Here is a 26,450-nt window from a genome sequence, read left to right as displayed (position 1 = left end):
CACGCCAGAACTCGCGCGGCTTCCGCGCGGCGGCGAACGGAGCGCGTCCATGAGCAGTCTGCGCGATGCGATGAGCCACGCAGCGCTGGGCTGGGTCAAGCCCGAGCTGGACGAGACCCTGCGCCAGGTGCGCAACGAGGTCGAGTACTACGCGGAAGACCCGGCCGATGCCAGCCGCATGCGCATCTGCGCCGGCTACCTGCACCAGGTGCAGGGCACCCTGCGCATGGTCGAGCTGTACGCCCCGGCGATGGTGGCCGAGGAGCTGGAACAGCTGGCCAATGCCATCGGCGCCGGTAGCGTGGCTGATCGGGATGAAGCCTGCGCGACCCTGATGCGCGGCAGCGTGCTGCTGCCCGATTACCTGGAGCGCCTGCAGAACGGCCACCGCGACATTCCGATCGTGCTGATGCCGCTGCTCAACGAAATCCGTGCCGCGCGTGGCGAAGAGGGCGTGCATGACAGCGTGCTGCTGGCGTTCGCGCCGGACAGCGTCAGCGCCACCGAGGCCGAGCTGGACCATGCCCGGGGCAGCCTGAGCGGGCGCAACCGCGAGCTGCTGGATACCGTGGGCAGCGCGGTGAAGGAAGAACTGCTGCGCATCAAGGATGCGCTGGACCTGCACCTGCGTACTGGCGGTGCGCCCGAACAGCTGCAGACCCAGGCCAACGAACTTGGCGCCGTGGCCGATACGCTGGGCATGATGGGCCTGGGCGTTGCCCGCGGCGTGGTCGTGCAGCAGCGCGATGCGCTGCGTGGCGTGGTCGAAGGGCGCCAGCAGATCGACGAGAACCTGCTGCTGGATATCGCCGGCGCATTGCTCTACGTGGACGCGTCGCTGGACGACCAGGTCGCCCATCTGGGCGCCGGCGGCAGTGGCGAAGATGACCCCAGCGCGGTGGAGAACCGGCGCACGGTGGAGGTGCTGGCACATGAGGCCATCGCCAACTTCGCCGCCGCCCGCGAGCATTTCGTCGCCTTCATCGAAACCAGCTGGAACCATGCCGAGCTGCAGGACGTGCCGCGCCTGCTGGGCGATGTGTCCGGTGCGCTGCGCATGCTCGACCTGAACACCGCCGCCGATTACCTGCGCGGTGTGCAGCAGTACATCGAAGCCGAGCTGATCGGTCGCCAGCGCGTGCCCAGTGGCCGCCAGCTGGACACCCTGGCCGATGCCATGGCCAGCCTGGAGTACTACCTCGAGGCTCTGCGCGACCGCCGCCCGGGTCGCGAGGACATCCTCGACATCACCCGCAGCAGCCTTGAAGCGCTGCGCTATTGGCCGTTGCCGGACCGCAATGCGGTGGAGCCTGTTGCCGCCGCGCCGATTCCGTTCGCATCGCTGCTGGTGGACCGCGAGCCGATCGCGCTGCAGGCCGAGCCGGTGCAGCCGGAGCCCATCGAGATTCCGGTGCAGCCGGCCGCGCCCGCCGCCGGCACGGTGCTGGTGCCGCTGCCGGACTTCACCTTCGATCCGCCACCGGCCGCGCCTGCACCGGAGGTGGTGGACAACCGCCTGATGTTCGGGGCGCTGGGGAGTGTCGCCTCCACACCGCTGTCGCTGCATGACGACGCGGATGCACCGCTGGTCTTCGCCGCGTCCAGCGCGCCTGCGCCCGAGGTACCGCAATGGGATCTCGCACCGTTCCATCCGGACTCCGAGCCGACCGCGAGTGCCGAAGACGAGCGCAGTCCGACCTTCGCCAGCTTCGACCCGGTCAGTTTCGAACGGGCCGAAACCAGCGTGGAACCGGCGCCGCAGTGGACACTGTCGGGGGCAACACCGCCGGCATTGGCCGATGTGGCTGTGATGGATGTCGAGGACGACGTCGACGCGTCGGTGCCCTTTGACACCGCTGACGTTGCCGCGCCCGTGTTCGACCCGGTGGCTGCCGAGCACGATGTGGTCGCCGCCGGTGACGACGTGGTGTTCCGTTTCGACGCCGATGCGCTGGACAATGCCGACGACGTGCTGTCGCTGCACGCGATGGAGACGCTGTCGCTGGACGACGACGCCGGATTGCACCCGGCGCTGGAGATCGTCGATCCCGCTGCATCCGTGCGGGTGGACGAAAGCCCTGTGGTTGCCGAAGCGGACGCGGTTCCGGCGGATGTGCAGGAGGAGGTGCCCGCGCCGATGGCCGAGGTGCTGACGCCGGTCTCCGATGCACCGGCACCGGCGGTGTCGGTGATTGATATCGACACCATCGCGCCGATCGACTTCAGCGAAGCCGACGCGCAGTTCTTCGCCGAGCTGAGCGCCGCGGCGGCCGATTTCAATCCGCAGGCCATGGCGGCTCCACCCGCTGCGGACATCCCGGTCGTGGCCGGCACCGAGACCGGCTTCGAGGCCGGCTTCGACGACGATGCCGAGAACATCGACGAGGACATCCGCGAGGTGTTCCTGGAAGAGTTCGACGACGAGCTGGCCAACCTGGGCACGCTGCTGCCGGCATGGCGCATGCAGCTGGACAACATGGACCGGCTGCGGCCGATCCGCCGCATCTTCCACACCCTCAAGGGCAGTGGCCGCCTGGTGGGTGCACGCACCCTGGGCGAGTTCGCCTGGAAGATCGAAGGCATGCTCAATCGCGTGCTCGATGGCAGTCGCCCGGCGACTCCGGCGGTGCTGGCGATGGTCGACAACGCCCATGCCGCGCTGCCGCAGCTGAACGCCGCGCTGCGCCATGGCCAGCGCATCAGCGTGGACCTGCAGGCGATGCAGGCCATTGCCGATCGGGTCGGTGCCGGCGAGGAGACCTTCTACGTGCCGTTGCCGGCTGCGGCCGCACCGGCAGCGACACTGGCCGAGTCCGAAGGCGAAGACGAAATCAGCCGCCTGCTGGAAGCCGAGGCCGCTGCGTCGGCGCAGGCCGATGCCACGGCGGTGGCGGAAGACGCCGGTACCCCGGCCAACATCGACAGCGTACTGCGCGAGATCCTCGAGGCCGAGGTCGAAGTCCACCAGGCGACCCTGCAGGAATGGCTGCGTTCGGCGCAGCAGGCACCGCAGCCGGTCAGCGACGCACTGCTGCGTGCGGTGCACACCATGAACGGCGCCTTCGCGATGACCGAAGTGCCGGAAATCACGGCGGTCACCGGCGGTGCCGAGTCCTACATCAAGCGTGCACTGGCCGCCGACGTGGTGCCTGGCGACGAGGGCGTAGCCGCACTGGATGCGACCGCGCAGGCGATCACCGCGACCATGGAAGCGCTGCAGGCGGAACAGCCGCGGATTGTTCCGCAGTGCGCGCTGGTGCAGCGGCTGCAGGCATTGGCCGGCGAGCTGCCGGAAGCGCGCTGGCCGCTGTTCGCGCTGGAAGACGAGGACGAAGAGGGCGTCGAGCTGGCGCCTGATGCCGAGCAGGCATCCGCGGCCGAAGCGCCGCTGGCCGGGCTGGACACGCTGGACGAAACCAGCATGCCGTCCGCTTTCGATGCGGCGACCGATTTCATTGCCGAGCCGCAGTCGCATGCCGAAGATGCGCTGGAACCGGTTCCAGCTGCAACCGGGCTGGAGGCGCTGGACGTCGTAGCCGACAGCGGCCTGGACGTGGGTGAGCTGACCGCCAGCGACGATCTTTCGCGTTACTTCGACGCCGGCTGGCCGTCGGTGCCGGGCGAAGGTGAACCTGCCGCGGACGACACCGGCGCGATTGAATCGATCCAGCCGATTGAACGTGCGCCTGATGTTGCCCAGGACGAATCAGATGCCGTGCCGGCGATCGCGACGGTCGACGACGCTGACCTGACCATGGCGGACGATCTGTCGCCGTACCTCGACGCCAGTGCGCTGCCGGTGGATGACCGCGACACGGAAGAGTTGCCGGTGTCTGCGGAAGTTGACGCGATCGACCTGAATACGCCGTTGCCGTTTGATTCGGACAGTGACGATGACAACGTCATTGACGACGCTGCTGCACTGCCACTCGACAGCGAGCTGTCGAGCCTGCAGGATGAAATGGCTGTGCCGGGTTTTGCAGAACCGGTCACGCTGGCAGCCGCGCTCGAGGCCGGCCTGCACGTGATCGAGGAGGAGCAGACCCTGGACGACGACGGGCAATGGCCCGTGATCGGCCTCCAGGCCAGCGAACTCGCGCCGGGTGAGGCAGATGCCTTTGCCGAGGATGCGGACGTCGGCGGGGAGGCGGCGGTCGGTGAAGGAGAGAGCGCCGATCAGCCGTCCCCGGCGACGGTGATTGAGGAGATCACCGCGGAGGCGCCGCAGGGCGGCACTGCTGCGGTGCGCTTCTTCGAAATGGAAGACGCACCGGGCCAGGGCACGGTCGATACCGATGCACAGGTTGCAGCGACCGACATCGTGCCGCGTGCGCCGCACCACGAGCAGGCACCTGTTGCGGCGGATGCCGAAGACGGCGCCGATGCACTCGACTTCAGCGTGTACGACCGCGAGCTGGTCGATATCTTTGTCGAGGAAGGCAAGGACCTGCTCGACCACTGCGATGGCCTGATCAGCGAACTGCGCGATGCACCGCAGGACCGCGAGGTGCTGGCCGGCCTGCAGCGTGATCTGCACACCCTGAAGGGTGGCGCACGCATGGCTGGCATCAATGCCATCGGCGACCTTGGCCACAGCATCGAATCGCTGCTGGAGGCGGTGGCCGCTGGCCGTACCGAGATCGAACGTCGCGACGTGCAGCTGCTGGAGCGTGGCTTTGACCGCCTGCACCAGTTGCTCACCCGCACCGGCGCGCACCGCGTGGTGGAGCCGGCGCAGGATCTGGTCGAAGCCTTCGAGGTCCGCACCACCATCGATATCGCCGCAGCCGCTGCGGCCGTGCGTGCGGCCAGCGAGATCGAGACCGTGCCCGCACAGGCCGCGGGCCCACTGGCGGCCCCGATCGAAGCGCCGCTGTCGGCTCCGCTTCCGGCCGAGGGCGTGGTCGATGAAGATCCGCTGGCGCGTCCGCAGCAGGAGCAGGTGCGCGTGCGTGCCGACCTGCTCGACCGCCTGGTCAACCATGCCGGTGAAGTGGCGATCTACCGCTCGCGGCTTGAACAGCAGCTGGGTGCCTTCCGTGGTGCCATGGGCGAACTGGAGCGCACCAATGCGCGACTGCGCGACCAGCTGCGGCGACTCGACCTGGAAACCGAGGCGCAGATCGTCGCCCGCTACCAGCGCGAGCAGGACCAGGCCGACCAGAAGTTCGATCCGCTGGAGCTGGACCGCTTCTCCACCCTGCAGCAGCTCAGCCGTGCGCTGAACGAGTCGGCGGCCGACCTGGGTGGCCTGCAGGGCGTGCTGGACGATCTGTCGCGCCAGTACGATTCGCTGCTGCAGCAGCAGTCGCGCGTCAGCTCCGAGCTGCAGGATGGCCTGATGCGCGCGCGCATGGTGCCGTTCGATGGCCTGGTGCCGCGCCTGCGCCGCGTGGTCCGCCAGTCCGGCATGGATACCGGCAAGCAGGTCCACCTGACCCTGGAAGGAACCCACGGCGAACTGGACCGCAACGTCCTCGACCGCATGGTCGCGCCGCTGGAACACATGCTGCGCAACTCCGTGGCCCATGGCCTGGAAGCGCCGGAACAGCGCCGCGCCGCCGGCAAGCCGGAGGAGGGCGAGATCGCCATCCGCCTGCACCGCGAAGGTTCGGAAATCGTGCTGGAGGTGGCCGATGACGGTGCTGGCCTGGACCGCGAGGCGATCCGCCGCCGCGCCATCGACCGTGGCCTGCTGGCCGCCGATGCGCAGCCGAACGAGCAGGAGCTGGACAACCTGATCTTCGCGTCCGGCTTCACCACCGCCGACCAGGTCAGCCAGCTGGCCGGTCGTGGCGTGGGCATGGACGTGGTGCGCAACGAAGTGCGCCAGCTCGGTGGCTCGGTCGACATCCAGTCGGTGCGGGGCCAGGGAGTACGCTTCACCCTGCGCCTGCCGCAGACGCTGGCCGTCACCCAGGCGGTGTTCGTGCAGATCGGCGAAACCACCTTCGCGGTGCCGGTGGCCTCGGTCAGTGGTATCGGCCGCCTGTCGCGCGAGCGTTTCGAAGCCGCCGACAGCAGCTACCGTTACAGCGGCGAAGACTATCCGCTGTACGACCTCGGCAGCCTGGTCGGGCAGGCCCCGGCGCGTGCCGATGGCCAGGACCAGGTGCCGCTGCTGCTGGTCCGTGCCGGTGATCTGCGTGCCGCCGTGGCGATCGACCAGGTGCTGGGCAACCGCGAAATCGTGGTCAAGCCGGTCGGCCTGCAGATCGCGTCGGTGCCGGGCATCTACGGCGCGACCATCACCGGCGATGGCCGCGTGGTGGTGATCCTGGACGTGGCGCCGCTGGTGCGCCGCTTCCTCGCCAACCCGACGCTGCCTGTGCTGGCCAACGCACCGCGCCAGGAGCGCCAGGTGCCGCTGGTGATGGTGGTCGACGACTCGCTGACGATGCGCAAGGTCACCGGCCGCATCCTCGAACGCCACAACTTCGAGGTCAGCGTCGCCCGCGATGGCGTGGAAGCGCTGGAACGCCTGGAAGAGCGCGTGCCGGACCTGATGCTGCTGGATATCGAGATGCCGCGCATGGATGGCTACGAGCTCGCCACCGCGATGCGTGGCGACCCGCGCTACAGGGACGTGCCGATCGTGATGATCACTTCGCGCAGCGGTGACAAGCACCGCCAGCGCGCCTTCGAGATCGGTGTCCAGCGTTACCTGGGCAAGCCGTACCAGGAACTGGACCTGATGCGTAACGTGTACGACCTGCTGGGGATCGCCCGTGTCCGTGAGTGAAACCCATCCGGCCCCGGCCGTGGCCCTGCTGGCCCGTCCCGGCGCGGCGCGTGAGCGCCTGCGTGAGGCGTTGTCGCACGCCGATGTGCAGCTGGTGCTGGAAGATGATCCCAACACGCTGGAGGCGCGGGTCCTGCAGGAGGCGCGCCCACAGTTCGTGGTGATCGCGCTGGAAGCCGCCATCGAGGACGCCTTGGAGCGCCTGGAAGCGGTGCTGTCCGCACCGGGTCTGACCCTGGTCTTCGACGAGGCCGAACTGGCTGCACGTCGTGATGGTTGGGAGGCTCAGCGCTGGGGCCGTCATCTGTCCGCCAAGCTGCATGGCCACCAGCAGGTGTTGCCGCCGGGGGCCGAAGAAGAACCCAGCCTGCAGCTGGAGCCGGGCCACCCGGCACCGGCACCGGCGCCGCAGGAAGAAGCGCTGCAGCCGCACCTGGAGCAGGCATTGAGCTGGGCCGACGAGGTCCCCGCTGACACTCTGTACTCGCCGCCTGCGCAGCTGCACGAACCGATCGCGCTGGAACAGGCGCTGGCCGCGCTGCAGCCGGTGGTGCCTGAGCCGCTGCAGGCCCCCGCACTGCCGTCGCTGGCAGAGACCGCGTCCGCAGTACCGCCGCTACCGCCGGTCTCCTTCGACCACACCGCCTGGTCGCTGGTCGAGGACGAGGCCGATGCCTCGGCAACCGCTCCGCACCACGCTGCGGTGGAGGCTCCGCTGCCTTCCTTCGATACCGGTCATCTGAGCCTGGTCGATCTGGATGCCGCAGCGCCCGTGGGCGCACGCGCCGGATCGCTGCTGGTGCTGGCCGGCATCGGTGGCCCGGATGCGCTGCGTCGCCTGCTCGGCGCGCTGCCGCCTTCGCTGAGCGTGCCGGTCCTGGTGCACATGCGCCTGGATGGCGGGCGCTACGGCAACCTGGTCAAGCAGATGGCACGCGTGTCGCCGTTGCCGGTGCAGCTGGCTGAAGCCGGCCAGCGTGCAACTCCGGGTGAAGTGCACGTGCTGGCCGATGACATCGGCGTGCAGGCAGCCAGTGACGGCCTGCATTTCGTCAGCGACGCGCAGGGCATTGCGATTGCCGCGCTGCCAGCTGACCACACCGCGCTGGTCCTGCTCAGCGGCGCTGACCTTGCGCATGTTGGTCCGGCGCTGGATCTGGCCGCCGCCGGTGCATGGGTGGCCGGGCAGGTGGGCGAGGGCTGCTACGACCCGGCTGCAGCCACGGCGGTGGTTGCTGCCGGCATGGTGGCCGGTGAACCGCAGGAACTGGCGCAGGCGATTGCCGCGCGCTGGGGTGAGCAGGACGACAACGGAGAAGCACCATGAGCTATGCCAGCAATGACGAAATCCGTGGCGTCCTGATCCAGGCCGGCAACGCGCGCGTGCTGCTGCCCAATGCCACCGTGGCCGAAATGATGTCGCGCGTGCCGGTGCAGCCGGTCTCCGATGCGCCGCGCTGGCTGGTCGGCGAGATCGGCTGGCATGGCTGGCAGGTGCCGCTGGTGTCGTTCGCACGTCTTTCGGGACTGGGCGAAGAAGCCGTGAGCGGCCATAACAAGGTGGTGGTACTGAAGGCCCTCAGCGGCAACGCGCAGCGTCCGTACTACGCGCTGCTGACGCAGAACTTCCCGCAGCTGATTTCGGTGCCGCGCGACGGGCTGCTGGCTGATGCCTCGGAAGAAACCCTGCCGGACATTGTGCACATGCGTGTGCTGCTGGGTGAGCAGAGCGCGCTGCTGCCGAACCTGGACGCGCTGGAAGCCGCCCTGGATTCGCTGGCGGCCTGACCGGACATCCGCCGGGCATTTTGAATTCCTGGTAGTGCCGGCCGCTGGCCGGCATCCACGGAATCATGCGGTTGCCGGCCAGCGGCCGGCACTACCAGGAATCGGGCCTTACCCCAGATCCCCCAACCGCGCCTGCAGTGCTGCAATCGCGGCCAGGCCGGCCGTTTCCGTGCGCAGGATGCGCGGGCCCAGCTGCAGGCCCTGGAAGCCCGCGGCCGCCAGTTGATCACGGTCGCGTGGCGACCACCCCCCTTCCGGACCGATTGCGATCACGATGCCCCCGGCAGGCGCGGCGTCCAGCGTCGACAGCCGGTGCGCACCCTGCGGATCCAGGGTCAGCCGCAGCGTATCGGGCGGCAGCGCCGCTGCCGCCTGCGCCAGCGACAGCGGTGATCCCACGTGCGGAATGCGCGCGCGCCCGGACTGGCCGCAGGCCGAGGTCACCACATTGTTCCAGTGCGCCACGCGCTTCTCCGCCCGTGCTGCATCCAGCTTCACCTCGGTGCGCTCGGCGTTGACCGGAATGATCGCCGCCACGCCCAGTTCGGTGGCTTTCTGCAGGATCAGGTCCATCTTCTCGCCACGGGCGATGCCCTGCAGCAGGGTGATCGCCAGCGGCGATTCGTTGTCGATGGCCTGCACCGCGTCGATGCGCACCTGAACCTCGCGCTTGCCGGCCACGGTCAGCGTGGCGCTGTAGTCATGGCCGTCGCCGTTGAACAGCACGCAGGTGTCTCCCTCGCGCAGGCGCATCACCCGTACCAGGTGGTTGGCGGTCTCTTCCGGCAGGGTCACGGTCTGGCCGCTGTGCAGCGCCAGGTCGATGGGGCAGCGGGTCACGCGCATGCAATCGCCTCGTCAATCGCCGCCAGCGTGGTATGTGCCAGCAGCTCCAGTTGTTCGTCATCCACGCAATAGGGTGGCATCCAGTACAGCACGTCGCCCAGCGGACGCAGTACCACACCGCGCTTCAGCGCGGCCTTGTAGGCGTGCAGGCCCAGCCGCATGGCCGGGTCGAACGGTGTGCGCTTGTTGCCATCGCGCGACAGCTCGAACGCCACCACCATGCCGGCCTGGCGCACGTCGGCCACGTGCGGATGGTCGCTGAACGGTGCGGCCAGCGTGCCCATCACCGAGGCGATGCCGCGGTTGCGCGCGATCACATCGTCGTCGCGGAAGATGTCCAGCGTCGCCAGCGCGGCCGCGCAGGCCAGCGGGTTGCCGGTGTAGCTGTGTGAATGCAGGAAGGCGCGCTCGCGCGAGTCGTCGAGGAACGCGTCGTACAGGGCCTGCGTGGCCAGTACCGCGGCAAGCGGCAGGAAGCCGCCGGTCAGGCCTTTCGAGAGGCACATCAGGTCCGGCATCACCCCGGCCTGCTCGCAGGCGAACAGGGTGCCGGTGCGGCCGAAACCGGTGGCGATCTCGTCGGCGATCATGAATGCACCGTGCGCATCGCACAGTTCGCGCACGCGCTGCAGGTACACCGGGTCGTGCATGCGCATGCCGCCGGCGCACTGCAGGCGCGGTTCCAGGATCACCGCGCAGATCTCGCCCGGGTGCTGGTCGAACAGCGTGGCCAGTCCATCCGCGGCCTGCCGCGCGCGATCTGCCGCACTCTGGCCCGGCTCGGCCAGGTAAGCGTCGGGCGAGGGCGCGAACAGGCCTTCGGCCAGCAGCGGTGCATAGACACGGCGGTACAGGGGGATGTCGCCCAGCGCGAGCGCGCCCAGGGTCTCGCCGTGGTAGCCGTTCTCCAGTGCGATGAACCGCGTGCGCCGCGGCTCGCCACGGTTCTGGAAATACTGGAAGGCCATCTTCAGCGCCACTTCCACGCCGGCGGAGCCGTTGTCAGCGTAGAACACCTTGGCCAGCGGTTCGCGGCCGGGCTGCCGCGGGGCCAGCGCCAGCAGGCGTTCGGCCAGGGTGATGGCTGGCTCATGACCGAAGCCGGCCAGCATCACCTGTTCCAGCTGCGTGGCCTGGGCGGCGATGGCACCACCGATGCGCGGTTCGGCATGACCGAACAGGTTGGTCCACCAGCTGCTGACCGCATCTAGATAGCGATTGCCGTCGTGGTCGATCAGCCAGGCACCTTCGCCGCGGGCGATCGGCACCAGCGGCAGGGTGTGCGGATGCTCGCGCATCTGCGTGCAGGGGTGCCACAGCACCTGCAGGTCGCGCTGCCGCCAATGGCGGGCCAGCGGGGAGGGGGTTGGGTCTGCTAGCATTTCGGGCTCATGAACATGTTGCTGCCTGCACATTCTATCGGCCCCGGCGCAGGCGCCGGCCGCCGCGGAGATTCCGCATGAACGATGACCGTGCCGGCCGTCGCTTGCCGATCATCCATCGGATCACCGATGAGGAGAACGGTCCCTTCCAGCGCCAGCACCTGGACCTGGAGTTCTCCAACGGCGAACGCCGCCGCTTCGAGCGGCTGGTCAGCCGGGGGCATGGCGCGGTGGTGGTGGTGCCGATGCTCGACGACGAGACCGTGCTGCTGGTACGTGAATACGCCGCCGGCATGCACCGCTACGAGCTGGGCCTGGTCAAGGGTCGGATCGACGCCGGCGAGACCCCCGAGCAGGCGGCCGACCGCGAACTGAAGGAAGAGGCCGGTTACGGCGCGCGCCGGGTGGATGTGCTGCGCGCGATGACCCTGGCCCCGACCTACATGAGCCACCAGTCGTGGCTGGTGGTGGCGCGCGACCTGTACCCGGAAAAGCTGGCCGGCGACGAGCCGGAAGAACTGGAAGTCGTCCCGTGGAGGCTGGCCGAGCTGGACCAGCTGATGCTGCGCGAGGACTTCTCCGAGGGACGCTCGCTGGCGGCGCTGTTCATCGCCCGCCAGTGGCTGCAGGGTTTGCGATGATCAAACTGACCACGGACCTGCGCGAGACCGCCATCGCCATTGCCCAGGAAGCCGGACAGGCCATCATGCAGGTCTATGCCGATGGCTTCGACGTGCAGATCAAGGACGACAACAGCCCGGTTACCAGTGCCGACCTGGCGGCCAACCAGGTCATTGAACAGGGCCTGCAGCAGCTGACCCCGGATCTGCCGATCCTGTCCGAGGAATCGGCGCAGGTACCCTGGGAGCAGCGCCGCCACTGGGGCGCCTACTGGCTGGTCGATCCGCTCGATGGCACCCGTGAGTTCGTCAAGCGCAACGGCGAGTTCAGCGTCAACATCGCGCTGATCTACCAGGGCGCACCGGCCTTCGGCGTGGTGCTGGCCCCGGTGACGGGCATCGTCTGGCATGCCATGCGCGGCGAGCTGGCCTATCGCCGGCAGGGCCTGCACGACACCGTGCTGCGCACCCGCACGCCGGCCACCGCACCGCTGCGGGTTGCCGCCAGCCGCTCGCACCGCTCACCGGAAACCGAGGCGCTGCTGGCGCGCATGGGCCGCATCGAGACCATCGCGCAGGGCTCGTCGCTGAAATTCTGCCGGATCGCCGAAGGTGGCCTGGATGTCTATCCGCGTCTGGGCCCGACCTCCGAATGGGATACCGCCGCCGGCCAGTGCGTACTGCACGCCGCCGGCGGTGCGGTACTGTCGGCAGCGACCGGCAAGCCGTTCCGCTACAACCGCCGCGAGACCCTGTTGAACGGCGATTTCATTGCCATTGGTGATACCAGCCTGCCGTGGCGCGACTGGTTGTCCGATTGACCCTGGAGACCGCATGAGCGCGCATGACACCCCCATCGCCGGCAGTGCAGCCAGCAACGAACTGGAACGCCTGCTGGCGATCATGGCGCGCCTGCGCGATCCGCAGGGCGGCTGCCCCTGGGACCTGGAACAGAACTTCGCGACCATCGCGCCGTACACCATCGAGGAAGCCTACGAGGTGGCCGATGCGATCGACCGTGGCGACCTCGATGATCTCTGCGATGAGCTGGGCGACCTGCTGCTGCAGGTGGTGTTCCATGCACGCATGGCCGAGGAGCAGGGCGCCTTTGCCTTCGCCGAGGTCGCACGCGCGATCAGCGACAAGATGCAGCGCCGCCACCCGCACGTGTTCGCCGATGTCAGCGTCGATGACGCCGACGGGGTGACGCGTAACTGGGATGCGATCAAGCGTGCCGAGCGTGCCGCCAAGGGCGAGCAGGACACCTCCGCATTGGCCGGCATCTCGCGTGGCCTGCCCGAATGGCAGCGAGCGGTGAAGCTGCAGTCGCGCGCGGCCAAGGTCGGTTTCGACTGGCCGGGCCCGTTGCCGGTGCTGGACAAGGCGGCGGAGGAACTGCAGGAGCTGCGCGAGGAGTTCGAGCGCGGCGATATTGCCGGCAACAAAGCGCGCCTGCAGGAAGAGCTGGGCGATCTGCTGTTCGTCTGCGCCAACCTGGCACGCCACGCCGATATCGATCTGGGTGCGGCGCTGCGCGGGGCCAACCACAAGTTCGAACGCCGCTTCCGTGCGATGGAAGCGCAGGCTGACGCCCAGGGTGGAGCGCTGGCGTCGATGGACCTGGATGCGCAGGAAGCACTGTGGCAGCACGCCAAGGCGGCGGAGAAGGCGTGAAGACGCTCGCGCTGTTCCTGCTGACCGCGCTGGCCGAAATTGTCGGCTGCTACCTGCCGTGGTTGTGGCTGCGCAAGGGCGGCAGCGTGTGGCTGCTGCTGCCGGCTGCCGCCAGCCTGGCCCTGTTCGCCTGGCTGCTGACCCTGCACCCGACCGCCAGTGGCCGGGTCTATGCGGCCTACGGTGGTGTCTACATCGGCACCGCGCTGTTCTGGCTGTGGCTGGTCGATGGCATCCGCCCCAGCCGCTGGGACCTGTTCGGCGCAGCCCTGTGCCTGGCCGGCATGGCGGTGATCATGTTCGGGCCGCGCACGCCCCCGGTGTAGCGTCGAGCCATGTTCGGCCGCTTCGGCTTTTGTAGCGTCGAGCCATGCTCGACCGCTTCGGCTTTTGTAGCGTCGAGCCATGCTCGACGGCTTCCGCTCTTATGTAGAGTCGAGCCATGCTCGACCGCAACAGGGAGGGCCAGTCGAGCATGGCTCGACGCTACAAAGGCAGCGCCACCGGATCATGCACTGCCTTGTCAGAATCGGCCACGCCGTCCAGGCCGCTTTCCCTCCCAGGAAGGCGCATGATGGCGGTGACCACGGCCCCCGGAGCACGCATATGTCCCGCTTCGCCAGCTTCCGCGAGTTCTATCCGTTCTATCTCAGCGAGCACCGCCACCCGGTATCGCGCCGGCTGCACTTCGTCGGCAGCTGCGGCGTGCTGCTGCTGGTCGTTGCAGCAATCCTGCGCGGGCAGCCGGTGCTGTTGCTGGCCGCCCTGTTCTGCGGTTACAGCTTCGCTTGGGTCGGCCATTTCTTCTTCGAGAAGAACCGCCCGGCCACCTTCCAGCACCCGCTGTACTCGTTCATGGGCGACTGGGTGATGTTCGCCGACATCCTGCGCGGGCGCGTGCCCTGGTAGCTCCGCTGTGAATGTGGCCTTCACGCGCTATGCTGGGGCCTGGACGTCATAGATAAGGAAAGCAAGATGTTCCCGACCATGTTCTTTACCGTGGTACTGGCCTTCGTGGCCGTGGTCATCCTGTTCAAGGCAGTACGGATGGTGCCCCAGGGCTACGAGTGGACCGTCGAGCGCTTCGGGCGCTACACGCACACCATGACCCCCGGCCTGCATTTCCTGATCCCGATCGTGTACGGGGTGGGGCGCAAGGTGAACATGATGGAGCAGGTGCTGGACGTGCCCAGCCAGGAAGTGATCACCAAGGACAACGCCGCCGTGCGCGTGGACGGCGTGGTGTTCTTCCAGGTACTGGATGCCGCCAAGGCCGCCTATGAGGTGGCCAACCTGGAAGTGGCGATGATCGCCCTGGTGCAGACCAACATCCGTACCGTGATCGGTTCGATGGACCTGGATGAATCGCTCAGCCAGCGCGAGGTGATCAATGCCCAGCTGCTGAGCGTGGTCGACCATGCCACCAATCCCTGGGGCGTGAAGGTCAACCGCATCGAGATCCGCGACATCCAGCCGCCGCGCGATCTGCTGGATGCGATGGCGCGGCAGATGAAGGCCGAGCGCGAAAAGCGCGCGCAGATCCTCGAGGCAGAGGGTTCACGGCAGTCGGAGATCCTGCGCGCCGATGGCGAGAAGCAGGCCACCGTGCTGGAAGCCGAAGGCCGTCGCGAAGCCGCGTTCCGCGATGCCGAGGCGCGCGAGCGCCTGGCCGAGGCCGAAGCGATGGCGACCAAGGTGGTGTCGGCCGCGATTGCCGAGGGTGACGTGCAGGCGATCAACTACTTCGTCGCGCAGAAGTACGTGGAAGCGTTCAAGGAGCTGGCCAGTTCGCCGAACCAGAAGCTGGTGCTGATGCCGATGGAGGCCAGTGGCGTGATCGGTTCGATCGCGGGCGTGGCCGAACTGGCGAAGCAGGCGCTGGCCAGCCAGGACAACAAGGCCGCCGGCAAGCGGCCGCCGCCGCTCGGAGGCTGACATGCGCTGGGAAGTCGTCGGTTGGGGCGCGCTGGCGCTGCTGCTGTTCGCTGCCGAAGCGCTGGCGCCGGGTGCGTTCATGCTGTGGATCGGCATTGGCGCGGCGGCAGTGTTCGTACTGGTTGCGGTGTTCAGCGACATTCCACTGTTGTGGCAGGTGATCGCCTTCGTCCTGCTGAGTGTGGTCTCGATCCAGTGCTACCGGCGCTGGGGGAGGCCGCGGGCACGGCCCAGCGATGCGCCGTTGCTCAACCGCCGTGCCGAGCAGCTGGTCGGCCGGGAGGTGGTACTGCAGCAGGCCATCGTCGGTGGCCAAGGACGGGTCAGCATTGACGATGCGTCCTGGCAGGTGAGCGGTCCGGAGCTGCCTGCAGGTACGTGGGTACGGGTGGTGGCGGTGCAGGGCAGCACGCTGCTGGTCGAAGCGGTGGCCTAGGGGTTCCCAGCCAACGGCGGAGCCCCTCGTGGGTGGTCGCGGAAGGTGGTTCATGTGTCTGGGTCGGGCGGGTTGGGTTCGCGGGACACGCCGTAGACCCCGCTCCGCGGTCCGGCCCAGCCGCTGGCGGCTGCGCGTTCGGTCGCTTGCGAAGCAGTGCTTCGCAAGCAAAGCGCCCTCACCCATGGGGGCTCGATGGCGCCATCCATGGCGCCAACGGTCCCGCGAACCCAACCCGCCCGGCCCCCGACAGTTTCCGTGCGCGTCCAGCCCACGGAAAAAGAAAAAGAGCAAAGAGCAAAAGCACTCGCTCCGACCCGCCCAGGCCGAGTCAATCCAGAGCCGATGAACTCAGGCTTTGCGCTCCAGCTGTAGAAGGCGGCGCCGGCCGCAGGCCTGCCAAACACCCCGCTGCGCTGCGGCGCGACCTGCGGGCGACCGATCTGGGATAATGGGGATTCTTGTTTCCTCTGCTGCCGGACCCGGTCATGACCCAGAAGACGCTGCTCAACGATACCCACCGCGCCCTTGGCGCCAAGATGGTCGATTTCGGGGGTTTGGGACATGCCCATCCACTACGGCTCGCAGCTCGACGAGCACCACCTCGTTCGTCGCGAGTCGGGTGTGTTCGACGTCAGCCACATGACTGTGGTCGACCTGCGCGGTGACCAGGTCAAGCCGTTCCTGCGCCGCCTGCTGGCCAACTCGGTCGACAAGCTGAAGGTGACCGGCAAGGCGCTGTACTCGTGCATGCTGAATCCGCGCGGCGGCGTCATCGACGACCTGATCGTCTACTACCTGGGCGACGATTTCTTCCGCATGGTGGTCAATGCCTCCACCCGCGAGAAGGACCTGGCCTGGCTGCGCGAGCAGGCTGCACCGTTCGGCGTCACCGTCGAGCAGCGCCCGGACCTGGCCATCCTCGCCGTGCAGGGCCCGCAGGCGCGCGACATCGTCATCGGCCTGGCCCGCGAAAGCGATCGCGCAGCGCTGGCCAAGCTGGGCCGTTTCGCCGCCCTGCAGGTGCAGTCCGATGACGGCGTCGAACTGTTTGTCGCCCGTACCGGTTACACCGGCGAAGACGGCTTCGAAATCCTGCTGCCGCAGGACGCCGTGGTCGCGTTCTGGAACCGCCTGCTGGCGGCGGGCGTGAAGCCGGCCGGCCTCGGCGCACGCGACACGCTGCGCCTGGAAGCCGGCATGAACCTGTACGGCCAGGACATGGACGAAGAGATCAGCCCGTACGAAGCGGCGCTGGCCTGGACCGTGTCGCTGGACGAAGGTCGCGACTTCATCGGCCGCGACGTGCTGGAAGCGCAGAAGGCTGCCGGCACCGCCCGCCAGATGATCGGTCTGGTGATGGACGAGAAGGGCGTGCTGCGCCATGGTCAGGCGGTGACCACCGCCGGCGGCCAGGGCGAGATCCTGTCCGGCACCTTCTCGCCGACCCTGGCCAAGGGCATCGCCTTCGCCCGTGTACCGGCCGGTGAACTGGGCGAGGTCACCGTCGACATCCGTGGCCGGCAGGTGCCGGTGCGCGTGGTCAAGTTCCCGTTCGTGCGCGAAGGCCAGGCCCAGCCCGGCGTGCTCGCCGACGCCTGATCCGAAACTGCCGATCGTCACTGACAGCAGTGGCGGCCGGTTGGTTACACTAGCCCCGTTTTTTCCACCCCTGCATATCTCTGGAGCAGTCCCATGAGCGAGATCCCCGGCGACCTCAAGTTCCTCAAGTCCCATGAGTGGGCCCGTGTCGAAGGCAATGGCCGTGTCACCGTCGGTATTTCCGACCACGCCCAGGGCCTGCTGGGTGACCTGGTCTACGTCGAACTGCCGGAAGTCGGCGCCGACGCAAAGGCTGGCGAGCAGATCGCCGTTGTCGAGTCGGTGAAGGCCGCCTCGGACGTCTACAGCCCGATCAGCGGCAAGGTCGTCGAGGTCAACTCGGCGCTGTCCGACAAGCCGGAAACCATCAATGAAGATGCCTACGGCGAAGGCTGGATGTTCGTGGTCGAACTGACCAACGCTGAAGAGGTCAACGAACTGCTGGATCCGGACGCGTATGCCGAAGCCCTGGAAAACGACGACCACTGAGTCGTCACTTCCGGGTTCTGGAACGGCCACCTTCGGGTGGCCGTTTTTGTTTTGGCGAGTGCGTCGGACTCATGACGGCGGGTTCGCTCTGCACCCTCGGCGTGGCATCAGCCGACAGACGAACGGTGCCGATCAGCGTGCGCAGTTTTGCGCAAATCCGCGTTTCCGCCCCGCGCCGAAGCGATCGAATGTGAAAACTTTTCGCCCCCCGTTGCGGCCCCGTTGTGCTGGCGTTGGCGACGGTGCGGGTGACCATCGGCGATGCACGCGCGCTGTTGTCCGGAACATGTGCCTATCTGCGCAGAGTGCTTATTTCAAGTGTTTTTTGTTCAGAGGGCGCATCGACTTCGTCGTATGCGGCGCGCGTGCGCGCCGCTTCAATGGTCGTTGCAGGGCGCGCACGGCGGTGGCGAGGGCGGCGTCCGGGATGGCGCGGATGTGAAAATTTTTCGCGGGGGTTGTTGACAGTAAAAAAAACCGTGATTAGGTTTCGCCTCAGCAGACCTTGCCTGCCCAACCGAGTGCGCAGAATCAATCGTCCGATGCGAAGCAGCCCCTTCAAGACCACCGCGACCCTGATGACGGTGGACATGGCCCCGCTTCCCCCGGAGAAATGCAAGGCAACTCCCGTTCCGATGTCCGCTCCGCCGATCGAGGCGGGCATTGCCGCATCCGTAACGGCGCGCCTGACGCGCCGGCGGTCCCCGCACGCAGCATCCGCGGGTTTGATCCACCTGGGCGTTTCAACTCCCTATCACTGACGAGGAGCCATCCCATGGCAACCAAGAAAGCTGCGAAGAAGAAGCCCGCCGCCAAGAAAGCGGTGAAGAAGGTCGCGAAGAAGGCCGCTGCCAAGAAGGCAGTGAAGAAGGTCGCGAAGAAGGCGACCGCCAAGAAGGCAGTGAAGAAGGCTGCGAAGAAGGTCGCCAAGAAGACCACTGCGAAGAAGGCAGTGAAGAAGGCGGCGAAGAAGGTAGCCAAGAAGTCCACTGCCAAGAAGGCCGTCAAGAAGACCGCGAAGAAGGCCGTCAAGAAGGTAGCCAAGAAGGCCACCAAGAAGACTGCCAAGAAGGCAACGGCCCGCAAGCCGGCCAAGAAGGTCGCGAAGAAGGCAACTGCCAAGAAGGCCGTCAAGAAGACCGCCAAGAAGGCAGTAAAGAAGACCGCGAAGAAGGCGACCAAGAAGGCTGCCCCGAAGAAGGCAGCGAAGAAGGTTGCCAAGCGCAAGCCGGCCGCCCGCAAGAAGAAGGCTGCTCCGGTCGCTCTGCCGGCAACCCCGGCGCCGCTGATCTAAGTACTTCCCGATAGCCGCATCCTGAAACCCCCTTCCCTGACTGCCCAGCGGGGAGGGGGTTTTTTTAGGTTCTTCTCCCATCTGAGGGGAGAGGCTCACGGCCGACCCGCTAGATTGTGGTTGTCGAGACTACAAACTGGGGCCGGCCGTGGCCAAGCTGGATTGTATGCCGTTGTTGGGGGACTGGGCGGGGTATCGCCTGGATGGTTGGAGACGCGAGGTTCGTCATGGGGTCTCGTGGCTGGTACTTTCGCTGCTTCCCGATGGACGCCGCAGGCACCGCTGCAGCGGCTGTTCCAAGTGGGTTACCTCCATCCACGACCATGTGATCCGGCGTATCCGTGATCTGCCTGTTTTCGATGAGCCGGTCGAGCTGGAGGTGCAGCGGCAGCGCGTGGCCTGCCCTCGTTGCGGGCCGAAGCTGGAGCATCTGGACTGGCTGGATCGGCACTGCCGGGTCACGCAACGACTCGCAAAGAGCGTTGCACAGATGTGTGCTACCACGTCGATCCATGCCACAGCCAGATGGCACGGACTGGACTGGAAAACCGTCAAGGCGCTTGATTTCAGGCACTTGCAGCAGACGTTGGGACCGGTGGACCTCTCCGGAATCCGTATTCTTGCAATGGACGAATTCGCGATCCAGAAGGGCCATCGCTACGCCACGGTGATAGTAGAGCCGTCCCGCAAACGAGTGCTATGGGTTGGGCGTGGTCGTAGCCGAGCGGATGTTCGCCCCTTTTTCGAGCTGTTGGGCCGGGAGGGCTGCGAACGTATCCAAGCGGTCGCCATGGACATGAATTCGGCATTCGACCTAGAAGTGAAAGCCCAATGCCCAAATGCCGAAGTGGTCTACGACCTGTTCCATGTGGTGGCCAAATACGGCCGGGAGGTCATCGACAGGGTCCGCGTGGATGAAGCCAACAGGCTGCGCCAGGACAAACCTGCTCGGCGTGTGGTGAAGACCTCTCGCTGGCTCTTGCTGCGCAACCGGCAGAATGTCCCGGCGGATCAACGAGTGAAGCTCAAGGAGCTGCTGGCTGCCAACAAGGCACTACTGACGGCCTATGTGCTGAAAGACGACTTGAAGCAGCTCTGGCGCTACCGCAGCCAGGCTTGGGCAGCAAAAGCGTGGAAGAGCTGGCGACAGCGCGCATTGCGTAGCCGCCTGGAGCCCCTGCGAACGTTTGTCCGTCGCCTACAGCCCTATCTGGCAGGCATTCTGGCTCATTGCCGGTGGCCCCTCGGAACGAATCTGGTCGAGGGGATCAACAACAAGATAAAGGTCATAAAGCGCGTCGCCTACGGATACCGGGACGACGCCTATTTCTTCCTCAAAATCCGAGCCGCCTTCCCCGGAGTTGGGTGAAGAACCTTTTTTTATGGGCCGTTTGCAGGGTCGAGCCGTGCTCGACTGCTTTTCTGACGGTCGACGCTAGCGGTACGGCGCCGGTGGAAAGCGCTCCACCAGGAAGTCCAGGAAGCTGCGCAGGCGGGTCGAGTGGTAGCGATCGTGGGCGTAGACCACGTGCATCGGCCGACCGGTCTGGCCGAACTCAGGGAACAGCTGCACCAGGCGTCCGGTGTCGATGTCGGCAGCCAGCAGCAGTGCCGACTGCAGCACGATGCCCAGCCCGTGCAGCGCTGCCGTGCGCAGCGCTTCGCCGTTGTTGATCTGCAGCCGGCCGCCGGGCACACGCTCGAGTTCGCCAGCATCGGCCTGCAGCCACTGTGCGAGTGCGCTCGGTTCGAAGGACAGGCACTGATGCAGGGCGAGGTCCTGCAGGCTGCGAGGCGTGCCATGCCTGGCCAGGTACGCCGGTGATGCGCACATCATCAAGCGATACGGTGCCAGCGCACGCGCCACCAGCATGCTGCTGTCGGCCAGCGTGCCGATGCGCAGCGCCGCTTCGAAACCCTCCTCGGCGAGGTCGACCACGCGGTCGCTCAGCGTGACTTCGACCCGGACACCCGGATGGCGCGCCATGTATTCGGCCAGTGCCGGTACCAGTGCGTGCGTGCCGAAGATCACCGGCGCACTGATGCGCAACGTGCCCGCCGGTGCCAGCTGCTGGTGCTGCGCCTGTGCGTCCGTTTCTTCCACCAGCCGCAGGATCTCCCGGCAGCGGGTGTAGTAGTCCTCGCCGAAGGGCGTCATGTGCTGGCGCCGGGTGGTACGGCTCAACAGCTGCATCCCCAGCCGTGCTTCCAGCGCACGCAGGTGCTTGCCGGCCATCGTCGCCGAGATATCCATCGCCGCCGCCGCAGCGCTGAGGCTGCCCTTGTCCACGATCAGCACGTAGACCTTCATGCTCTCCAGCAGATTCATCTGACACCCCGGGTGTTGAATGCTGAAACCTGCGCGGAGTTTATCAATCAGGGGTGATCAAACAGCATGTACTGCACGGGCCGGATGTACCGGCTGGCGGATTGGGAGAACATCATGGATCTGGGGCTTGAAGGGCGTACCGCGCTGATCACCGGGGCGGGCAGTGGCATCGGTGCCGGTGTGGCCAGGCTGCTGGCGGCACAGGGAGTACGCATTGCGATCAGTGCACGGCGTGCCGAGCCGCTGCATGCACTGGCGGCGGAGATCGAATCTGCAGGCGCGCCGGCACCGATCGTCCTGCTGGGCGACCTCACCGATGCGGAGCAGGTACGCCACATTGCGGATGCAGCCTCGGCGGCACTGACGCGTGTCGACATCCTCGTCAATGCGGCTGGAGGAGGCCGGCCGACCACGGTGGATGCGGGGGACGATGTCTGGGAGGAAGCCATGGCCTTGAACTTCTCTTCGGCACGACGCCTGACCCAGGCACTGCTGCCCGCGATGCAGGCGCAGGGCTGGGGGCGGGTGATCAACCTCAGCGGTTCAATGGAACCGCGCGCGGTGAATGCTGCCACGGCGGCGAAGGCGGCGTTGCATCTGTGGAGCAAAGGGCTGTCGTCGGCGCTGGCCTCACAGGGCATCACGGTCAATGCAATCGCGCCGGGACGCATCAACAGTGCTCAGATCCGGGACCGCCTGCATCCCACCGAGGAAAGCCGGCGTGAGTTCATCGAACGCAACATTCCGATCGGGCGTTTTGGTGATCCGGAGGAGGTGGCGCCGCTGGTGGCCTTTCTGGCCTCGCCCTTGGCCGGCTACATCACCGGCGCGGTGATTCCGGTGGATGGCGGCATGCACTACTTCGCGCATTAGCCTTCCGTTTGTAGAGTCGAGCGGTGCTCGACTGCTTTGCTCTACAACTGCCAACAAAAAGGGCGACCCGCAGGCCGCCCTTCGCACACACGGTGAAGCCCGCCAACTCAGCGCGGCGAGGCCACCGCACGGTTGCTCGAAGCACCCTTGCCCTTGCGCTTGTCCTGCTGCGCCGGGCTCGCGCCTTCGGCCATCAGGTTGTCACTGCCGAAGTCGGTGTCCACGTCCAGCCAGCGCTGCGTCGGCAGGCCGAGCGCGGAATCGAGCACCGTCGGCAGCAGGCCGCTGGGCAGGCCGCTTTCGCCGTTCCACATGATGGCGATGCCGAGATCGCGTTCCGGCACCAGCGCGACCAGGCCGCGATAGCCCTGCACGGCACCGGCATGGAACACCACATCGTGGCCGGCGTAGTCGAAGGTGCGCCAGCCCAGTGCGTAGCCGGCCGAATGCAGGCGCTCGCGGCGCCAGCCCGAACGCATTTCGCCCGGGGTGTTGATCAGGCTCGAATGCAGGGTGGCCAGCAGCGGTGCCGGCAGCACGTCCGGGCGATGGCCGGTGTGGGCCAGCAGCCACTGCGCCATGTCGCTGGCGCTGGCGTTGACGCCGGCGGCCGGGGCGACGCGGTAGTAGGTCGGCTTCGGTGTCAGCGACACCCAGCCATTGCGGCTGCGCACGTGCGGACGCGCCCAGCGCGAGCTGGCCTGGATGCCGGCCAGGCCGAGGCTGGCATCGTTCATGCCCAGCGGCTTGAAGATGCGGCGCTCGACCGACTGCTCGTAGAAGCTCCCCGAGGCGGCATAGACCACGTCGCCGATCAGGCTGAAGGCCACGTTCTGGTAGGCGTAGCAGTCGCCCGGCAGGCACTTCAGGCTGGTATTGGCCAGCTTCTGGGTGAGTGCGTAGTACTCGGCGTTGCCTTCGATGTCGCGGTCGTAGGCGTTGTACGGCAGGCCGACGCGGTGGCTGAGCACGTCGGCCACGGTCAGGCGATCGGTCGCTTCCGGAGAGTTCAGGCGGAAGCCCGGCACGTAGTCGGTGACTTTGCTGTCCCAGCGCAGCGTGCCATCGTTGACCAGCAGTCCGGCCATGGTGCCGGCGAAGGCCTTGGACAGCGATGCCAGGCGGAACACGGTGTGGGCGTCGACCGGCAGCGGGTTGTTGACATCGGTAACGCCATAACCACGCGCGCTGAGTACGCGGCCACCCTGCACGATGGCCACGGCCATGCCGGGCACACGCTCGCCATAGGTGAGCTGCTGCGCCATCGATTCGATGTTGGCCACGTTGAAGCCGGCCGCCGGCAGCTGCACCTGCGGCACCAGGCCGGTGCGGTAAGCGGCGGGCTGGGTGTGGGCGACGGCGGTGGCGGCGGATTCGATGTTGGCCGGCATCGGCGGCAATGGCGGCGGGGTCTGCGCGGTGGTGGACAAGGCAACGGGCATCAACATGCCCAGCAAACCGGTGGCCGCCGAACGGATCGGACGACGCAGGCTGTTCTTTTTCATCGTGGAGACCCGTGCGCGACTGCTGATGGCGATTCTAGCGCCGCTTTTCCCTTGTGCACAAACAAAGCGAAGATGAATGCGCATCTCGTTGAAAAAGTTGGAATTTTGACGCCCCGAAAGCATGTGTCGGAACGTGTCGTCCGGGCGGGGCCGTGACACTGCGTTGCGGCCTTCTGCGTGGCTGCTGCTGGCGATGTTGCAGTGCATTGGCTAACGTACGCGCTTCACCGCCCCCGGAGCCTGCCATGCCGCTGTCCAACCGCCGTCTTCTGGCGAGGGACACCGCGTGAGCGCGGTGAAGGGCAAGGGGCCGTTGCGTGGGCTGACGGCGGCACTGCGTGAGTCGCCGGCGCTGTGGTGGTCGTTCCTGTACTTCTTCTGCCTGCTCAGTGGCTACTACGTGCTGCGCCCGGTGCGGGAGGCGATGGCCGCCTCGGCCGACCTGGAAACGGTGTTCCCGCCGATGCTGATCGCCTGGTTCGCCAGCCATGGCATCGCGCTGAAGGATTTCGTCCTGCAGTTCCTGTTCTCCTGCGTGTTCGTGATCATGTTGGTCCTGCAGCCGGTGTACGGCTGGCTGGTCAGCCGCTTCCCACGGCGGGTGTTCCTGCCGGCGGTGTATGGGTTCTTCATCGTCACCTTGCTGGGTTTCTACGTACTGTTCGACAGCGGTGTGCCGGGGCGCGGCATGGCGTTCTTTTTCTGGATCACCGTCTTCAACCTGTTCGCGGTGGCGGCGTTCTGGAGCTTCATGGCCGATGTGTTTTCCAACGCGCAGGCACGTGCCTTCTACGGTTACATCGGCGCGGCCGGCACCATCGGTGCCTTTCTCGGGCCGATCATCACCGGTGCACTGGTGCAGCGTGTGGGCATCGCCAACCTGATGCTGGTCTCGGCCGGATTCCTCGCCATCTGCCTGTTGAGCATCTGGCGACTACGGCACTGGGCGGTGCTGCGTGAGCAGGAGCAGCAGCTGGTATCCGGCGAGCAGCCGATGGGGGGCAGCGTACTGGACGGTCTGAAACTGATCGTGCGTGAGCCGTTGCTGCGCTGGCTGGCGATCATGGTGGTGTTCGGTGTGGGCGTGGGCACCCTGCTGTACAACCAGCAGGCCAGCATCGTGCGTGCGGCGTTCAACGATGCAGGCGCTGCCACGGCCTTCTTCTCGCGTATCGACCTGGCGGTGAACGCACTGGCGCTGCTGATGCAGCTCGGCCTGACCCGCTGGCTGCTGTCGCGCCACGGTATCGCGCCGGCCCTGTTGATCCCTGGTTTTGCGATCCTGATCGGCTTTTCGGTGCTTGCCGCTTCACCCATGCCGTTGATGGTCGCAGTGGTGCAGGTGATGACCCGCGCCAGCGAGTTCGCATTGGCCAAGCCGGCACGCGAAACCATCTATACCCGCGTGGACCGGCAGTGGCGCTACAAGGCCGGTGCGGCCATCGATACCGTGGTGTACCGCGGCGCGGACCTGAGCTTTGCGTGGGTGCACAAGGGCTTGTCGCTGTTTGGTTCACACGTGGTGTTCATCGGCGGCGTGGTGGTTGCCGCGTGCATGACCGCTGCCGCATTCGGTGTGCTGCGCGAAGAAAAGAAGCTGCCGCGCGACCGCTGATCCCGTCCAGTCTTTTTGAGGAGAGAAACGATGTCGCTGATCGCGCTGCTGCTGACCGTGCTGGTCGCGGTGCTGCACCTGTACTTCCTGGTGCTGGAAATGTTCCTGTGGACCCGCCCGCTGGGCCTGAAGACCTTCCGCAACACGCCCGAGAAGGCAGAGACCACGCGCGTGCTGGCGGCCAACCAGGGCCTGTACAACGGCTTCCTGGCGGCGGGCATCGTGGTGGGGCTGGTGATCGGTCAGCCGGTGCTGGTGACGTTCTCGCTGGCCTGCGTGGTGGTGGCCGGGTGCTATGGCGCGTACAGCGTGAGCCGGCGCATTTTCATGATCCAGGCCGTACCGGCCATTCTGGCGCTGGTGTTGCGAGCGCTCTGACGTGGGCGCGTGCTGGCAGGCGCCGCCGCTCAGCGGCTGATGGCGCGCATGAAGCCCAGCCACATTGGCACGGCATGCAGCGCCGCACCCAGCACGAACAGGCCCGTCAGCAGGTGTACGCGCCAGTCGTTGATGCGCAGGAAGACGAATTGTTCAAGCGCGCGGCCCACCCAGAACACCGCCATGAAACCCAGCAGGACCAACCCCAGACGAGTGCCGACCAGGTCCGGGGCAAAGATCAGCGCGATCAGCCCCATTCCCAGGAACACATAGATCACGCGCAGATTGAGGATCTGCATGATCGCGCGGTTGACCGTGCCGAGCTGGGCGAGCTCGCGTTTCCAGCCGAACAGCCGCCAGAACGCTAGATGGAAGGCGGCAAACCCCAGGCTGTGAATGCCTGCCAGGCGCACAAGCAGTTCAGCGGTCGTCATGGTTGATCAGCCTATACGCGGAGGGCGCGGCGATACCCACATCGCGATGGTCGCATGGAACACCTCGGTCCCTGCCGCATCGGTCACGCTGACCTTCACGGGCAGGTCGTAGCCGTCCGCAGCACTGACGATGGACAACATGGGCGTCGCCACGGCCTTCAACGTGCCCAAGGCCTTGGCCTGGTATTTCACTTCCATGCCCTTGGGGATCCAGCGCATGTCTGGCGGCAGGCTGGCGTCCACCATCACCCCGTCGACCAGCTCGGCCAGGTTGCACATCGCGATCGCATGTACCGTGCCGATGTGGTTGTTGATGCGGCGGTGCTGGCGGATCACGCCTTCGCAGCGGCCTGGCTCCAGTGCGGTGATGGTGGGCGCGATGCTGGCGAAGTAGGGCGCCTTGAAGCACACCGCGCGTGAGAACAGCCAGTTGCCGGCAGGCCAGCGCTGCAGGCGGTGGTAAAGCGAGAGCAGGGGCGTGGACATGGTTGACGTTCCGGTCGGCGGA

23 protein-coding genes and 1 pseudogene are annotated in these 26,450 nt (G+C 66.7%); 17 read left to right on the top strand and 7 right to left on the bottom strand.

Features of this window, described 5'->3' with window-relative positions; genetic code table 11:
• The first annotated feature begins 49 nt into the window (after nt 1–49).
• Genes ACZK3W_RS16965 through ACZK3W_RS16955 form a run of 3 tightly spaced genes read left to right on the top strand, consistent with a single transcriptional unit; the run spans nt 50 to nt 8,530 of the window.
• Entirely contained in the window at nt 50–6,742 is a 6,693-nt protein-coding gene (locus tag ACZK3W_RS16965) for an Hpt domain-containing protein (protein WP_478450128.1), read from the top strand.
• Nucleotides 6,729–8,069, top strand: coding sequence for a chemotaxis protein CheB (locus ACZK3W_RS16960; RefSeq protein WP_197617318.1), 1,341 nt, complete (start codon nt 6,729–6,731; stop codon nt 8,067–8,069). Before ACZK3W_RS16965 ends, ACZK3W_RS16960 begins: the two co-directional genes overlap by 14 nt.
• Nucleotides 8,066–8,530: a chemotaxis protein CheW gene (locus ACZK3W_RS16955; protein ID WP_065723902.1), complete on the top strand. Its 465-nt coding sequence runs from the start codon at nt 8,066–8,068 to the stop codon at nt 8,528–8,530. The genes ACZK3W_RS16960 and ACZK3W_RS16955 overlap by 4 nt, the downstream gene beginning before the upstream one ends.
• Before the next feature lie 108 nt (nt 8,531–8,638).
• On the opposite strand, the gene ACZK3W_RS16950 is transcribed toward ACZK3W_RS16955, so the two are convergent.
• Both ACZK3W_RS16950 and bioA read right to left on the bottom strand, forming a co-directional pair.
• Nucleotides 8,639–9,376 carry a 16S rRNA (uracil(1498)-N(3))-methyltransferase gene (locus tag ACZK3W_RS16950; protein WP_197616626.1) on the bottom strand — a complete coding sequence of 246 codons (738 nt, stop codon included), beginning with the start codon at nt 9,374–9,376 and terminating at the stop codon, nt 8,639–8,641.
• Complete coding sequence (gene bioA, locus ACZK3W_RS16945) at nt 9,367–10,758, bottom strand: adenosylmethionine--8-amino-7-oxononanoate transaminase (RefSeq protein WP_285303450.1); 1,392 nt, start codon at nt 10,756–10,758, stop codon at nt 9,367–9,369. The genes ACZK3W_RS16950 and bioA overlap by 10 nt, the downstream gene beginning before the upstream one ends.
• 77 nt (nt 10,759–10,835) lie before the next feature.
• Between bioA and nudE the strand changes: the two genes are divergently transcribed.
• The 9 genes and pseudogenes from nudE (at nt 10,836) to gcvH (ending at nt 17,514) form a co-directional block, all read left to right on the top strand.
• Nucleotides 10,836–11,399 (top strand): ADP compounds hydrolase NudE, encoded by a 564-nt coding sequence (gene nudE / locus ACZK3W_RS16940; protein WP_197616631.1) that lies wholly within the window; start codon nt 10,836–10,838, stop codon nt 11,397–11,399.
• Nucleotides 11,396–12,199, top strand: coding sequence for a 3'(2'),5'-bisphosphate nucleotidase CysQ (gene cysQ, locus ACZK3W_RS16935; RefSeq protein ID WP_197616633.1), 804 nt, complete (start codon nt 11,396–11,398; stop codon nt 12,197–12,199). The genes nudE and cysQ overlap by 4 nt, the downstream gene beginning before the upstream one ends.
• Before the next feature lie 13 nt (nt 12,200–12,212).
• A complete protein-coding gene (gene mazG, locus ACZK3W_RS16930) occupies nt 12,213–13,052 on the top strand; it encodes a nucleoside triphosphate pyrophosphohydrolase (protein ID WP_049422149.1) in 840 nt (279 codons plus the stop codon).
• Nucleotides 13,049–13,378, top strand: coding sequence for a YnfA family protein (locus ACZK3W_RS16925; protein ID WP_032130110.1), 330 nt, complete (start codon nt 13,049–13,051; stop codon nt 13,376–13,378). The genes mazG and ACZK3W_RS16925 overlap by 4 nt, the downstream gene beginning before the upstream one ends.
• A 280-nt stretch (nt 13,379–13,658) precedes the next feature.
• Nucleotides 13,659–13,961 carry an Mpo1-like protein gene (locus ACZK3W_RS16920; RefSeq protein ID WP_049422150.1) on the top strand — a complete coding sequence of 101 codons (303 nt, stop codon included), beginning with the start codon at nt 13,659–13,661 and terminating at the stop codon, nt 13,959–13,961.
• Between the two features lie 66 nt (nt 13,962–14,027).
• Nucleotides 14,028–14,987: an SPFH domain-containing protein gene (locus tag ACZK3W_RS16915; protein WP_005410704.1), complete on the top strand. Its 960-nt coding sequence runs from the start codon at nt 14,028–14,030 to the stop codon at nt 14,985–14,987.
• A 1-nt stretch (nt 14,988) separates the two neighbouring features.
• Nucleotides 14,989–15,423, top strand: a complete 435-nt coding sequence (locus ACZK3W_RS16910) for an NfeD family protein (protein ID WP_125895565.1) — start codon at nt 14,989–14,991, stop codon at nt 15,421–15,423.
• Between the two features lie 488 nt (nt 15,424–15,911).
• Nucleotides 15,912–17,025 (top strand): annotated as a pseudogene (gene gcvT / locus ACZK3W_RS16905) (glycine cleavage system aminomethyltransferase GcvT).
• A gap of 93 nt (nt 17,026–17,118) precedes the next feature.
• Nucleotides 17,119–17,514, top strand: a complete 396-nt coding sequence (gene gcvH / locus ACZK3W_RS16900) for a glycine cleavage system protein GcvH (protein ID WP_005410701.1) — start codon at nt 17,119–17,121, stop codon at nt 17,512–17,514.
• Nucleotides 17,515–17,806: 292 nt separating this feature from the next.
• On the opposite strand, the gene ACZK3W_RS16895 is transcribed toward gcvH, so the two are convergent.
• The gene (locus tag ACZK3W_RS16895; RefSeq protein WP_197616635.1) at nt 17,807–18,106 is read right to left on the bottom strand and encodes a hypothetical protein; all 300 of its coding nucleotides are present in this window, start codon (nt 18,104–18,106) and stop codon (nt 17,807–17,809) included.
• Between the two features lie 21 nt (nt 18,107–18,127).
• On the opposite strand from ACZK3W_RS16895, the gene ACZK3W_RS16890 reads away from it, so the two are divergent.
• On the top strand, nt 18,128–18,808 hold the full coding sequence (locus tag ACZK3W_RS16890; protein WP_182266552.1) for a histone: 681 nt from the start codon (nt 18,128–18,130) through the stop codon (nt 18,806–18,808).
• Between the two features lie 166 nt (nt 18,809–18,974).
• The gene (locus ACZK3W_RS16885; RefSeq protein ID WP_049422456.1) at nt 18,975–20,177 is read left to right on the top strand and encodes an ISL3 family transposase; all 1,203 of its coding nucleotides are present in this window, start codon (nt 18,975–18,977) and stop codon (nt 20,175–20,177) included.
• Nucleotides 20,178–20,243: 66 nt separating this feature from the next.
• Here the strand turns inward: ACZK3W_RS16885 and ACZK3W_RS16880 are convergent, their stop codons facing one another.
• On the bottom strand, nt 20,244–21,137 hold the full coding sequence (locus ACZK3W_RS16880) for a LysR substrate-binding domain-containing protein (protein WP_197616637.1): 894 nt from the start codon (nt 21,135–21,137) through the stop codon (nt 20,244–20,246).
• Nucleotides 21,138–21,251: 114 nt separating this feature from the next.
• Between ACZK3W_RS16880 and ACZK3W_RS16875 the strand changes: the two genes are divergently transcribed.
• Complete coding sequence (locus ACZK3W_RS16875) at nt 21,252–22,010, top strand: SDR family NAD(P)-dependent oxidoreductase (protein ID WP_032130070.1); 759 nt, start codon at nt 21,252–21,254, stop codon at nt 22,008–22,010.
• A gap of 107 nt (nt 22,011–22,117) precedes the next feature.
• On the opposite strand, the gene ACZK3W_RS16870 is transcribed toward ACZK3W_RS16875, so the two are convergent.
• On the bottom strand, nt 22,118–23,515 hold the full coding sequence (locus tag ACZK3W_RS16870) for a serine hydrolase domain-containing protein (RefSeq protein ID WP_032130059.1): 1,398 nt from the start codon (nt 23,513–23,515) through the stop codon (nt 22,118–22,120).
• A gap of 286 nt (nt 23,516–23,801) precedes the next feature.
• Here ACZK3W_RS16870 and ACZK3W_RS16865 point away from each other — a divergent pair, with 286 nt between their 5' ends.
• Nucleotides 23,802–25,130, top strand: coding sequence for an MFS transporter (locus ACZK3W_RS16865; RefSeq protein ID WP_197616639.1), 1,329 nt, complete (start codon nt 23,802–23,804; stop codon nt 25,128–25,130).
• 30 nt (nt 25,131–25,160) lie between these two features.
• Entirely contained in the window at nt 25,161–25,508 is a 348-nt protein-coding gene (locus ACZK3W_RS16860) for a DUF1304 domain-containing protein (protein ID WP_197616641.1), read from the top strand.
• Nucleotides 25,509–25,537: 29 nt separating this feature from the next.
• On the opposite strand, the gene ACZK3W_RS16855 is transcribed toward ACZK3W_RS16860, so the two are convergent.
• Entirely contained in the window at nt 25,538–25,942 is a 405-nt protein-coding gene (locus ACZK3W_RS16855; protein WP_032130062.1) for a hypothetical protein, read from the bottom strand.
• 6 nt (nt 25,943–25,948) lie between these two features.
• The gene (locus ACZK3W_RS16850) at nt 25,949–26,428 is read right to left on the bottom strand and encodes a hotdog fold domain-containing protein (protein ID WP_197616643.1); all 480 of its coding nucleotides are present in this window, start codon (nt 26,426–26,428) and stop codon (nt 25,949–25,951) included.
• Nucleotides 26,429–26,450 lie beyond the last annotated feature (22 nt).

This window comes from Stenotrophomonas sp. 80084_Sma, assembly GCF_056481995.1.
This window is presented reverse-complemented; position numbering and strand designations above follow the sequence as displayed.